18 protein-coding genes are annotated in these 12,421 nt (G+C 39.1%); all 18 read right to left on the reverse strand.

Annotated features, from left to right (window positions below; all coding sequences use genetic code 11):
- Window positions 1–9: 9 nt before the first annotated feature.
- The 18 genes from ACNA6I_RS13400 to ACNA6I_RS13485 all read right to left on the reverse strand — a co-directional run bounded on the left by ACNA6I_RS13400 (window position 10) and on the right by ACNA6I_RS13485 (window position 12,333).
- Entirely contained in the window at window positions 10–771 is a 762-nt protein-coding gene (locus tag ACNA6I_RS13400) for an SDR family NAD(P)-dependent oxidoreductase (RefSeq protein ID WP_416313516.1), read from the reverse strand.
- An 80-nt stretch (window positions 772–851) separates the two neighbouring features.
- Window positions 852–1,157 carry an ArsR/SmtB family transcription factor gene (locus tag ACNA6I_RS13405; RefSeq protein ID WP_416313517.1) on the reverse strand — a complete coding sequence of 102 codons (306 nt, stop codon included), beginning with the start codon at window positions 1,155–1,157 and terminating at the stop codon, window positions 852–854.
- 75 nt (window positions 1,158–1,232) lie between these two features.
- Entirely contained in the window at window positions 1,233–2,015 is a 783-nt protein-coding gene (locus tag ACNA6I_RS13410) for an SDR family NAD(P)-dependent oxidoreductase (RefSeq protein WP_416313518.1), read from the reverse strand.
- A 114-nt stretch (window positions 2,016–2,129) separates the two neighbouring features.
- A complete protein-coding gene (locus tag ACNA6I_RS13415; protein WP_416313519.1) occupies window positions 2,130–2,345 on the reverse strand; it encodes a hypothetical protein in 216 nt (71 codons plus the stop codon).
- Between the two features lie 335 nt (window positions 2,346–2,680).
- Complete coding sequence (locus tag ACNA6I_RS13420) at window positions 2,681–3,166, reverse strand: DUF6985 domain-containing protein (RefSeq protein WP_416313520.1); 486 nt, start codon at window positions 3,164–3,166, stop codon at window positions 2,681–2,683.
- A gap of 54 nt (window positions 3,167–3,220) precedes the next feature.
- Window positions 3,221–3,775, reverse strand: coding sequence for an SMI1/KNR4 family protein (locus ACNA6I_RS13425; protein ID WP_416313521.1), 555 nt, complete (start codon window positions 3,773–3,775; stop codon window positions 3,221–3,223).
- Window positions 3,776–4,068: 293 nt separating this feature from the next.
- Window positions 4,069–4,530 carry an Imm30 family immunity protein gene (locus ACNA6I_RS13430; protein WP_416313768.1) on the reverse strand — a complete coding sequence of 154 codons (462 nt, stop codon included), beginning with the start codon at window positions 4,528–4,530 and terminating at the stop codon, window positions 4,069–4,071.
- Between the two features lie 123 nt (window positions 4,531–4,653).
- Window positions 4,654–4,968, reverse strand: coding sequence for a hypothetical protein (locus ACNA6I_RS13435; protein ID WP_416313769.1), 315 nt, complete (start codon window positions 4,966–4,968; stop codon window positions 4,654–4,656).
- A 171-nt stretch (window positions 4,969–5,139) separates the two neighbouring features.
- On the reverse strand, window positions 5,140–5,502 hold the full coding sequence (locus tag ACNA6I_RS13440; protein WP_416313522.1) for a hypothetical protein: 363 nt from the start codon (window positions 5,500–5,502) through the stop codon (window positions 5,140–5,142).
- A gap of 197 nt (window positions 5,503–5,699) precedes the next feature.
- Window positions 5,700–6,023, reverse strand: a complete 324-nt coding sequence (locus ACNA6I_RS13445; RefSeq protein ID WP_416313523.1) for a hypothetical protein — start codon at window positions 6,021–6,023, stop codon at window positions 5,700–5,702.
- Between the two features lie 160 nt (window positions 6,024–6,183).
- Window positions 6,184–6,702: a SecY-interacting protein Syd gene (locus ACNA6I_RS13450; protein WP_416313770.1), complete on the reverse strand. Its 519-nt coding sequence runs from the start codon at window positions 6,700–6,702 to the stop codon at window positions 6,184–6,186.
- 30 nt (window positions 6,703–6,732) lie between these two features.
- Entirely contained in the window at window positions 6,733–8,616 is a 1,884-nt protein-coding gene (locus ACNA6I_RS13455; RefSeq protein ID WP_416313524.1) for a T7SS effector LXG polymorphic toxin, read from the reverse strand.
- A gap of 12 nt (window positions 8,617–8,628) precedes the next feature.
- Complete coding sequence (locus ACNA6I_RS13460; RefSeq protein WP_416313525.1) at window positions 8,629–8,910, reverse strand: YwqI/YxiC family protein; 282 nt, start codon at window positions 8,908–8,910, stop codon at window positions 8,629–8,631.
- A gap of 379 nt (window positions 8,911–9,289) precedes the next feature.
- Entirely contained in the window at window positions 9,290–9,646 is a 357-nt protein-coding gene (locus ACNA6I_RS13465; RefSeq protein ID WP_416313526.1) for an Imm3 family immunity protein, read from the reverse strand.
- Window positions 9,647–10,296: 650 nt separating this feature from the next.
- Entirely contained in the window at window positions 10,297–10,605 is a 309-nt protein-coding gene (locus ACNA6I_RS13470; RefSeq protein WP_048016398.1) for a hypothetical protein, read from the reverse strand.
- A gap of 61 nt (window positions 10,606–10,666) precedes the next feature.
- A complete protein-coding gene (locus tag ACNA6I_RS13475) occupies window positions 10,667–10,960 on the reverse strand; it encodes a hypothetical protein (protein ID WP_416313527.1) in 294 nt (97 codons plus the stop codon).
- A gap of 95 nt (window positions 10,961–11,055) precedes the next feature.
- Window positions 11,056–11,541: an antitoxin YezG family protein gene (locus ACNA6I_RS13480; RefSeq protein ID WP_416313528.1), complete on the reverse strand. Its 486-nt coding sequence runs from the start codon at window positions 11,539–11,541 to the stop codon at window positions 11,056–11,058.
- Window positions 11,542–11,673: 132 nt separating this feature from the next.
- Window positions 11,674–12,333, reverse strand: coding sequence for a hypothetical protein (locus tag ACNA6I_RS13485; protein ID WP_416313529.1), 660 nt, complete (start codon window positions 12,331–12,333; stop codon window positions 11,674–11,676).
- Window positions 12,334–12,421 lie beyond the last annotated feature (88 nt).

A 12,421-nucleotide genomic window follows, 5' to 3' on the forward strand; every position in this document is an offset into this window, starting at 1 on the left:
GAAAACTCTCTATTTCTTCATAATCCCCGCCACAAAACGCGTCAACACTTTCCGCGGCAGAAATCGCCCCATTTGTGTGGTCGCATAGTTCGACTTCCCATCGACGACGAAGCTGTTCCCTTTCGCCAGTGCTTGGAAGGCGGATTGGACGACTTGTTCAGCTGTCCGCATTTTCCCGAAGGAAACGTCTCCGGCCGTTTCGAAGAATGAGGTGGCTGTGGCTCCCGGGCAGAGGGCGAGTACCTTGATCCCCTTCTTCCGGTATTCTTCCCAAAGGGATTCGGTGAAGGAGAGGACGAAGGCTTTGGTTGCGCCGTATACGGCCATGTAGGGGACGGGCTGGAATGAGACGACGGAGGCGAGGTTGATGATGGTGCCTGAGCCTTTTGCCACCATGTCCTTCAGATAAAGATGCGTCATATCCACCACCGCGGCCACGTTCACCATGACCTGGTTGTGATCGGTCTCATGGGGGTTGGAGAGGAATTCACCGCTGGTGGCGAAGCCGGCATTGTTCACCAGATAATCGACGGTGAGCCCGAGCTCCTGCGTTTGCTTATAGACGTCCTTCGCCCCGTATTCCTTGCTGAGGTCGGCCGTGATGACCGTTGCGTTCACGTTCCATTGCGCTTGCAGTTCTGTTGCAAGCTCCTGCAATTTCCCCGTCGAGCGGGCGACGAGGATGACGTCCATTCCTTTGGCTGCGAGCTGCGTGGCAAACTCTTTCCCGATACCGGATGAGGCTCCTGTGATCAATGCGGTTTGGTTCATTTGTTTCTACTCCCTTTCTGCGTTTATATGTTTAATCATTTGAACGTTTGTGGTGAAAGAAAGGATCTGAAGCCGGATGACTAAAGATCGCATGTACTTTCCACTGTATGGATCAGTTGCTTCAGCAGTCCGACCGATGGCTCGAGGGCCAATGAGTAGAGACGCTGTGTGCCTTTTTGCTCGATGGCGACCAGCTGATTATCCCGGAGGATCTTCAGATGATGCGAAATGGCTGGTCGTGATAACGTGGAATGCTCGGTGATTTCGTTTACTGTCAAATGGTCATGCTCTGCCAGCAGCAAAATGATGTCCTGCCGTGCCGGATCACTCAATGCCTGCAAGAGCGGAATACAGGAACGAAACACGTCGATGGCCTGTTGCCCCATATCCATCCCCCTCTAATGTCTATTTGTTTAAGCTAATCAACTCAATGATAGTCAAACGAGCGCCAAACTTCAAGACTAACGGGCCCTCTCCTGGACATTTCGCACCGTCGCCGTCACCCATTTCCTCGGGATGAAGCGAATGCTGTTGGCAAGCAGCTTATTCTTGAATCCCGGGATGACGATGGTCTTCCCTCTCATCAGCCCGTCATACCCGATGCGGGCAACCGTCTGGACGTCCATCACGCCACTCTTGAACAGCTTCGACTCACCCAGATTCGCACGGGACTTGAACCCGGTCTCCGTCGGCCCCGGACATAAGGCCGTCACCGTGACGCCGCTCCCCTTCAGTTCGTTCTCAAGCGCCTCCGTCAGAGAAAGCACATACGATTTCGTCGCATAATACACCGCCATGAGCGGTCCCGGCTGAAAGGCAGCAGAAGAAGCGACATTCATGATCCTCCCGCGCCCTCTCGCCTTCATCCCCGGCAGGAACAGCTTGGTCAACGCAGTCAGTGCCTTGATATTGATATCGATCATGGACAGCTCATCCTCAAGATCCGTCTCATCAAAAGCCCCATACAAGCCGAAGCCTGCATTATTCACCAGTACGTCGATCTCGATATGCTTACCCTTCAATTCTTCATTCAGGCGGTACGCTTCCTCCGGCTTCCCCAGATCCATGGCGATCACAGTACCCCGGATCCCGTACTGCGCCTCCAGTTCCCCCTTCAGCTGATTGAGCTTCCCTTCACTTCTTGCCACAAGTACAAGATCATAGCCGTCTTTTGCAAATAGCTTGGCAAGTTCCAGCCCGATGCCCGATGAGGCGCCGGTGATGAGTGCGGTTTGGTTGGTCATGGTTGGATCCCTTCCTTTTCTTATGATTAGTTATTTTTTATGTTTAATTACTTAAACGTTTAAACATTTAAACATATTGTAGTGAATTGTTTTGTTAGTGTCAATATAGTTGACTCATTTTCTTTTTTGATCAATCTCTTCTAGGAATCGTTCTGTATCCATATGGGACTCAATTACGTTATCCAAAAATTCAACGCTGACTTCCCTATCACCCTCAAATATATGGACTGCAGCTCCAGCATTCAATAGTAAACCTATGGTCTTTTTCATTTCCAATAGTTCATCAATATTTATTCCGTTACAAGTTAGGATATAATCACCGTTCTCCAATGATTCTTTTAGTACCTCTTACCGGTACTTTTTCTTACTATAGGAATGTATTTAAGCACTTGATATCATTTTCTATTTTTACATTCATTATGGGCATTACATTGCCACCTCCCTCAAATCTCCGTTCTTATCAGCATTATGACTTCTTCCTAGACCTGGATGTAACCAGATAGTCGGTATAAGACCGGTACATGCCCTCAGTCACTTATTGTAAAAAGGTCCGTCCTAATTCATCTGTACCATCACAAAGCCCTTCGACGATCCAGATTCAACCTTCCTCATGATTCTTCTTCGGTACATCAATCGCATTTTATTCTACTTCCGCACCTATACGTTCATAGTGCGATATCTTGGTATCCCACTTCTTCCACAACTTCATCCTCAATCCTTATGCCCAACCCATTCTCAGTATCCCAAGACACATCGCACAATAACCCCAATCTTCTCTTACCATTCTCTCTTGCTCTTCTTACAATGAATTCAATAGGTTCCACTAATTCTGCTAAGCCAGTTAGTGAATCTAGTTTAGGAGCAATGTTATTTGCTTCCGATTCATCACCTACCATTTCTCTGTATTCATCGACATTCTCACAATAGTACTCATAGACTTCCTTCTCCGCCTCGCTCATAATAGAGGACATATCATGAATGAAATGTCGGAATGCCTCTCTTTGTATAGTTGAAAAATCAGCGTCTTCATGAGCATCCACACTCAATCGTATTCTCCTTTCGACATTAAACATGTTAATAATCATTTCGCCTCGCCAGAAGTTATTTTTATACTCAAGGTCTCCAAACAACTCATCATACATCTTTACCATTTCTCACTCTCCCATCTTATATGCCTTTCAACTTCCCAAATGGTTGATCTTTCATCAATCTTCATCTAATAAGAACAAGTCGATTTCATCCAGATTTACATGTTGCTCCCTTTCATGCAATGAAAATTTCCTGATGAACTCTTCGAAGGAGTTGGCTACAAGATAATAATACTCTTGACCATTCTCACCAGTATCGCCTTCATGATACCAATAATAAATTCTCCCGTCGTATTCACCTTTTAACCCCATGCAAATTAAATCCCCACCATCTGCATCTGCAATAGGCAAGAAGCTTCCACCCAACACATTTTTATACGTTTGTATTACTGACATTAGGTTCAAACTGTTACTCACACATCCATAAAATCCATTTATTGAGTCAAAACCATCTTTTGGTGTTACGGGGGGCATCTCAATGGGTTGATACATCGCATTTTCTTTAATAAAACAACCTCCAAATCCCAGTAAAAAATCCTTATAGTCTTGTGGTAAAGACACACCATACTGTTGTTCTATATGCGGGATGGATTCATGTGCATGATGTTCTATCGGCCTATCTATTTCGAAGTCGATTATCTCATTTAAGGTTTGTTTCATTTCCTTATTCATTAAAATCTCCTCCTCTTAACCCTGTTCTTGCTTGCTGCCATTCAGTTTGATCTTATAGTCATAACTAGATTCCCTTACCGGTCGCTTGGCAATCCTTATTTTCACAAAACTTAAGTTCCTCCTAAAGACGAACTTTCATTAAACACAATTTCCCACTCAAGAAAATCCTGCGGAATATAAAAAATGGAAGCTGCAGCCTTTGAGCTCTAGCTTCCTTATAGGTGATTGAAGGATCCATGAAGAATAACACGACACCTTTTGTATTTGCTTTTATATCGTTTCAATTTTGAACTTCAGATGCTCTTGATTACCTCATTAACAGATTCACTAAACAGATCGGGGTCTTCATTTTTTATATTAATCAATAATTCTTTGATACCGATCGTAATGGATGGATCCAATCCCAAAAGTACTTTTCCATATGCTGATCTTACTTGAGGGTGATTAAGGATTCGATAATGCAAAATTTCTGCCCATCCTTTAGCTGAACTAATCATGTTTGGAAAAGCATCAGCAATACATCCAAGTCCTTCTTCTATATTATTTTTATATAAGCTCTCTATTCCATGAATCAAGCCAAACATAACCTCAAATTGCTCAGTCTCATCATCCAAAACGAAACATAATTCTGTAATAACAGAAACGTCGTTGTACGCTATTACTTCCATTAATGACTCATTAAAATCTCGTACCTCATTCTCATTTTCCAATAAACGATGATTGTATAGTCTTTTCAAATGACTCTTTATATCCAGAGGTAATCATCCTTCCCGCCTGATATAGTACTCCATGATGGTGCAACCATCATGATCCAATTTCAAGAATGCATCAATATATCCCATGATCCTGTGATTAAGCACACCAACGATTCCTATAATTTAAAGATCTTCAATATAACTTTCTGCTAGATCAATATCATTTGTCATTTCTAATTCTGGATATTTTTCATCTAATGTTCTTAAGCAATCAATCAGTTTCTTACTTTGTATGATTTCTGCTATATCTTCAAAAACTTCACTTATCCAATACAACTCTTCTTTACTACAAGTCTCTAAGTATCTTATGGTATTTTCCTCATTTTCTGAGAGAACTTCTATTATTTCATTCCAACTTTTATAAATCCCATAGTCATCATTTAGATTTAATTTTTTTCTTTGGTTTAATATAACTTTCATTTTGTTTTCTATATCCATACCATCCCTCCAAATTCTACCTGTTCTTTCCATTGGTTCATTCCACTTTACACAAATGATTGTATTAACCATATATTAACAAAAACCAAACAACCTTGAAAGGCATATAGCCAATCAAGGTTTTCGATAAAAAATTAGGGAAGTTTGATATCACATTTCCATATATAATTATTAACCTTTGTATTTTAAGTCATGTTTCGCTAAATCAAGAGCAACAGCTAATTTAATTTGATATTGCTTATTAAGCCCTCTTAAATACTGAGATATTGTCATTGTTTCGACTTTCGGCATTATTTCAGAATTATTACGCTCTAGTTCAATTTCTGATATAATGCTATCGTTTATTAGTATCTCATAAATATCCTCACCTTGTTCAGGTATCCAATAAATGATATACGCTGTAATCATTTCTGGATAAAAACATTTTATCACTTCTAGAAGCCTTTTTTTCTCTTCACTTTCGAAAAGTAACTGATTAGATTTAATAAGGAGTTTCCTAATTTCTTGTTCAGTTTTACTCCCAATAAGTTTCATAATTCATCTTCTCCAAACATTTCATTTCCCAATCTATTACCCACTCCCAACATTTACAAATAACTTTCCGGGCATAAAGTTGATCTTCCTTTTAAGAAAATACCGACAAAACTTTTTCTGAAAGTCCAAGAAAAAATATTACTTTACCGTCTCCTGTTAAACGACCGAAGTTTGTACTATCCATAATTACCCTCCAACTATTCAACACACTTTCCATTTTTTATCTCTAGATTAAGCCTACCACTTACTTTAATGCTTTCGTCAATTTCTGATGTTACTTCGATTATTAGATTAGGATATTTTAAACTTACTTGCTTTAACACACCAGGTGGAACTTTATCGTTCGCCAATCCCTGATGATAACACTTTCTACATACACTGAAGGATTGTTGGATGCGCTGGGCGGCGGTTTGGTTCCGGATTTCAGGACGCAGGGTGTTGGCCTGCTGGCCGGCTGATTTGAAGGCGGCATTGGCACCGGCGAGTTTGTCGGCATGTTGCGCCACGGCTCCACCGCCCATAATAAAGAGCGACTGGGTCAGGCTGTTATTGCGCTGTTCCCCAAAGCCGAGGGAGGTGGCGGTGCCCTACAGTCCGTATTCGGCGGTTTTCATCAGGGGTGAATTCTTTTACGAAATTCAGTTTTCACCATTTCTATCCCCCGACTAAATAAATCAAATGTTATCTTTTTAATCTTAAATTCCCTATTAATTCTTGAATATTCTCAGCAATATTATCAAATGTACCTCTTTCAAAATCTTCTAATTGAATTATTCCAGTATCGTTCTCAATAACCACCAACAAACCATTTCCTTCAATCCCAATAGGTATCTTCTCTAAACTATCCCCGTGATTTTTTTTATATCCTTTCAAAGACTCTCGGAATGAACATATCTCAGTATTCGGTAGGACATGCTCTAATGTAATATAGTGCTCCTTATAAAATCCATCTAGGTCTGCAAACCAATATGAGTTAAAATAATCAACTATTGTTTTATGCAATTTTATATCAAATTCATCTTCTAAAATTGTAAAATCTTGTGAAATAGTTATTTCCACAGGTTTCCATGAGATGTAATCATCCTCATCAACTTCACCTTCATAAATTATTAGATTATCATCACTACTAATTGGTGTTTTAAATAAAAATTCTAAACCTTCATTAGCTACCTCTTTCCTCATTTGAAAGTATGTCCGCATTGCTTCTTTTGTTGACAAAGTTATCACCCTTTACTTATTTATAAATTTTTCAAGTAATTCAGCATACTCACTATCATTTCCCCAAACACCTGCAGCTTTTTCAGCATTATGAATACCACCTGTTCCTGGGTGTAGCTTTGAAGGCACTGCAACTGCTTGACCACCTCCACCTACGTGATGATGGATTAATTTATCATTATATAATTCTTCTATATCATATTGAGGGAAATGTTTTCTAAATGTTTTATCATTTATAGGAGAGTAACCTAAATCAATTTTTTGTTTATTCGCTTTACTTAAACTCTCTGGATGTTTTTTCATTATTTCTTTCCAATATAAGTCTTTATCACGTAACCAACCTTCTGCATTGGTTCCTGGCTTACCCTTACCCATATATGGCATTTCTACTGTAATTCTTGGGTCAGCAGTATATTTCTCTTCTAATTTTTTTAAATCTGTATTTCTATAAGTCCTTATAGGATGATTAGCATTACCCGTACCCTTAGTGCCTATCTTACTATCCCCAGAAATCCCAGTAAACCTTACGCTCCCATTCTCATTCAACACAAGCTTCTTAAGCGTAGAATAAGCCTCTGAATTAACAGCTTTTGAGACTGGTCCTGATACCACTTTTTGATACGTTTTCTCCATTTTGGTGCTAAACTTTTCGGAATTCAAGACATTTTTTGACTTTCCAATGACATCGTTTATTTTTTCTGAGTAAGAGTTTACTTCCTTTGCCATTATACCGATTCCCGAAGAATACAGCTTACGATTGGATTCCTCCGCTAAATCAAAGAAGCTTTTAATTCCGTCGTGGGCAGCAGCCTTTATTGCAGCCGCGGTCATGACATTGTACGGGATGTCTTGCTTGGTCCCTTTTTTACTAGCATTACTGACCCTGCCGGCCTTGCTTACTGTACCGAATTTCTCTGTACCTTTCACTCCATAAATAGTGGCAGCAATATAGACTCCTGAATAGGAAATAAACCTCACTCTGCTTCTCTGGTCACCATTGATGAATTCTTCTTCAAAGGATTGCTTCACATCATTCCACAGATACTTAATTGTCTCGTCCAGATGGATGACTGCGTTAAACATACCCTGGGCAAACCCAAATGGATCAGAGACCATGTAATAAAGAGTATCAACGAGGTCAATAACGATATCAGTGAGTGCCAATAGACCACCCTCCAGAATGGCAGCACTATCCGCTGGATTATGAGGGTTAATTTTAAATTTTTTGAGGTCTAATGCAAACGACATAATGTCTTCTTTTTCACTCTTAAACTTCTTTGTAGGTAATAAAACGGGGTTGAAATCCAATCTTTTAAAAACCGGAGTTAGCTGCATGATTTGCTTCTCCAAGGCATCGACCTGCCCCTGTAGTGAAGAGAGGGAAGCGATTTGTACATGATCAAACTCATACACCTTTTCGATACTATAGCTCATTTCTCTCTCGGCCTTGACCACATATTGCATGCAGGTCTCGTCCTCGATCTTTGGCAACGTGACGATGTCGGATACACTTTTGATTGTTTCATTGGCTTCAAACGTCAGGTGTACCGTTGTCTGTTTCGCAAAATGAAGACCTGCCTGTAATTCATTCTCCAAAAAGCCCTCATTCATGAACCCATCAGGTGCTGGCTCCAGGTTCAGAAGTGCGTCATTCATTTGCTTGATGGCGGATTGGTAGTCGGATAGAAATGTCTGATACTGTTCAAGTAGGGGAAGGTGCTTACTGCGGTAAAAATCCCGGATGGCGTTTCCGCCGTTTCCCTTGAATGCCTCATCTAGATCGGTAACGCCCTGTATGGCCTTCGCCATTTGGTCCGCCTGTTTTTTCTGAAAGGATAAGGTTTCCTCAATTTCTTTTATTCCCTTTTGAAAGCCGTCTACGTCTAGTATTTTCATAGAGTGCCTCCCCTATCGACCCATAGAAATCATGGAATGGAGGCTTTGGTCGGTATCTTCCATGTAATCCACTGATTGCTTCGATGTTTGCTGGTTGTCCAGCAGGAGTTCTTGGTAGGTCTCGAGCATTTTCTGACATTGTGCATTGAGCTCGTTCAGCTTGTTGATGACTTCAAGCTTATTCGCTCCGCCAATCTCTTTCGGGAATGATGTGTCCCAGGAATCGACTGACTGACGCAGCTTTGACAGTGCCGCTTCCGCCTCTTCATACTGAATCTTAATCTCCGTACCCATGTGATCGGTCCTTTCTATCTGAATCTAGTTACCCACTCTATTCATCCAATTAAATTCCAATTTGTTCAATATCGTACCATCAATACCAGCTATATACCACTAATAACCAGACTTTTAACAAAAATGGGTATTTTAACTCTGTTAATTGGTCATGTTTTTGAAATGAAATTAGAAATTGAAGGCTGAAGCCAAAAAAAAAGAAACATGGGTTCCGTCCCCATGCTGCTGTAATTTAATGACCCTTAATGGCATGAGTTGTTAATTTCATAGAGTTATTTTTGTTATCCAAGACAATGACTCCTTACAAAAAAGCACTTGTTGCCTAAAAAGACAATCAAGTGCTCCTTATAGTTATCTAATGTTGAGAATCTAATATAACTTACTCGGCAGATGGGTTATAATCTATCTCGACTTTACTAAGACCCACTAATACTTTTTCTATCCTATTCGTTAAATCTGCTATTTCCTCTTTTGTCAGTTCATTTGAAGCATCAATATCTTTAAACTTGCTTAATCTCCTTTTTATACCTTCAATAAGCCCAATAAAAACTCTATCATGTCCAATTGCAATCTCACCAATAGCAGTATCAACAATGACATCTTCTATCTTACCTAAGTTATCAAACTCATCTGATAGTTTTGCTATAGCATACTTAGATCCCCTATCTTCATCTAACAACTCTTCATATGTCTCCTGAATTGCTTCAAATATTTCATTATACTCCCAATCTTTCATGATCACTTTCCTCCAAAGAATTTAGTATAAGGAATAATTCTATTAACAACTGTCGCAAGTTTCTTTCTAATACAATAAGTCTATTTTAAAGTAACTCCACTCCAACTTGTTTATAAAATTTAACTTTTAGCCTCTCTTCTTCGCCCACATTCATTACCATAGCTTTGGCATCTACTTGGCAAGTGTAACGTTTAAACACTTTAGCTTGTTTAATCTCGTGTGTTTCGTCCCTATGACATCCATAAGTGGTCCCTTGTAAGTAAAATGTCATCTCGCCTATTCTCGCTCTTATTACATTAGCGTTAAAATAGCACTTCTTGATGGTTTAGCCTTCATGAGTTATTAATTCAAATTCAAGGATATCTTTAACTGTACACAACTAAAATCTATTTATATCCTTGTTCATCGCCACGAGATTTGTCATTATCGTTTATTTAGTCACTATTCCATACAAAACTACCTCCTGCATGTAAAATGTCATCTTGCCTAATTCTCACACTTTTCTTTCTAGCCAATGTTTACATAGTACTCCTTGATGGCACAGCCTTTATGAGCTCTTGAATCAAATGTCAGATTATTTTTTAACCACAAACTTCTTTGAGTTAAGAAAAAACCTTGAAAGGCATATAGCCAGTCAAGGTAATAAACTCTCAAAGAATTATTTTATTTTCGACCTTATAATTATCGCTTAATTTGCTTTCAATCGAGTTGGCGGTTTCGCTAACTAAACGTAGAAAATGTTCTCTATCTTGTTCCTGTGCAAAACCCTTAAATTCAAAACTCACTTCGTTATCCTCAAATAAGTTATCATATGTTTCTTGAATTGCATCTAGTGCTTTAACAATCGATTGCTCATTCATAAGTTCACTAGCAATATCATTATCAACTAGCTCACCGTCTTCATCGTAAATCCACATTGGATAGCACTGATATTCCAAGTATAGTTTTATTTTTTTCATGTTTCCTCCTATTTTATAGAGACTGGATTTGCGCCTACAATAAATCCATTGCTACCCGTAGTTATTGCAACCCTTTGCGTTTGTCCATTAAAGTTGATTTCATAAATAGGTCTTCCAGTGCCCTTTCCTTGATATCCAACGTTTTACCTTCATTTACCGCCATTGTAATAAATTCAGGCAATTGACTTTGAATATTTCCTTTGGTGGCAAATTCATCAGCATGATTAAGAATATGATTAAACCCTGCCTGTGAATATCCATTTTCAAGCCATACTATTTTGCCATCAGCGTTTTTAGTTACGGCAACTACATCATTAGGAATATACTTTACACCACTATTAGCAAGTTCATCCATAAGACCTTGTGGTTTAAGGTTACCCGTATCCTTAGTGCCTATCTTACCTCAAGCAGCTCTCTGCTCCCCCTTTGTCTTGAATGTCTTTTAGTTAATTAAATTGGATCATCCGGAAATTCACTATGATATTTATCGATTAACGCTTGATACTCTCCATCACTTGGCACTTCTCCCAAGTACTTATTTTTCCAGATCATCAATTGGTCACCAAACCCATAGTCTGTATTGAACCAGTTTGTATAATCATAACGCACCTTACATTTCCCGCTACGCTCTAGGGACAGTGTAAAGGAATACCAAGGTTCCTGTTCATTATCTATAAAAACTGTTCTAAGTTCCTTACTCAATTGATATAAAACATCTTCTTTCCTTTCAAATTCATCTTCATCAACCTGACAGTTGAAAGGAATTTCCACACTATATTTATAATGCTTATTTTCAAGTGTATTATAAAAAAAGTACGTTCCTCCTCCAGTTTCCGATATCTGAGCATAAAAATAAAATCCCTCCCATTCTTCTGGGATCATTTCGTTAACCGTTTCAGCTATTTCTCTATATAACTTGTTCATTTCATTTTCCACTGAAATCCGCCTCCTCCCAAGTCTATAAAAATTGAAATGAGATCAGTACCCACTTCACCAGATTATGTAAATAGCCAGAATGTATCTTCGGTGAAGTATTTGCCACTCCTCTTTATCTAACGATGGCCACCACTAATATTGCAATGGTAAGCAATATCCGTTGCCTAAATGAATACATAGATTATCTTCATGATCTTTTTTTAATACCTTCCACTCCTCAAATAAGCCCTTATCAAGATAAGCAACAAAGCTTTCCCAACTGTCTTCACCTTCCATTATCTTACTTTCTTTTAATACCCACTGATGTTCAATAAGATCATAAAGAATGGTTTCCTGACCTTCTAAATTTGTAGAAAGTGCAATGATATTATTATTAACTGACTTGATTAGACCTGACATATCATCAATTCGTTCTATCCCCCTAGCCCTAATCATCCACATCCGTTTTAATTCATCTGCACTTATATTTTGTATGAAATCCAGGTCAGCTTCTGCATCATATTTTAAAGAAGTCCATAATTCTTTAAACTGATCTGAATTTAAGATAATCGTGTTATAGATATAATCTGAGTCTAAAGAGATTTTGGGTATCCATACAATATGTTCATCATATTTTCTAGCGATGACTGAAGAAGTACTCCTCATACCATGATTCAATTTAAATTCCAGGTCACCTGTTACTGAAGTTATCAAGTCATCTGTATACCCCTCGTAAATTACTTGTTCGTCATACTTGAGAATCAACATTTCTTCTGGAAATTCTCCGTATGTTTTATAATCAAGTTTTTTCAAGTCCTCTAAACCTCCTATTTGTGGGGTAACTGGAGAAGGTAATTCCCAACGGTATAAGTTGTGCAAGCCGGGTGGCCCCACCATTTAT

Source organism: Rossellomorea sp. FS2 (assembly GCF_047915635.1).
Classification (GTDB): Bacteria; Bacillota; Bacilli; order Bacillales; family Bacillaceae_B; genus Rossellomorea; species Rossellomorea marisflavi_A.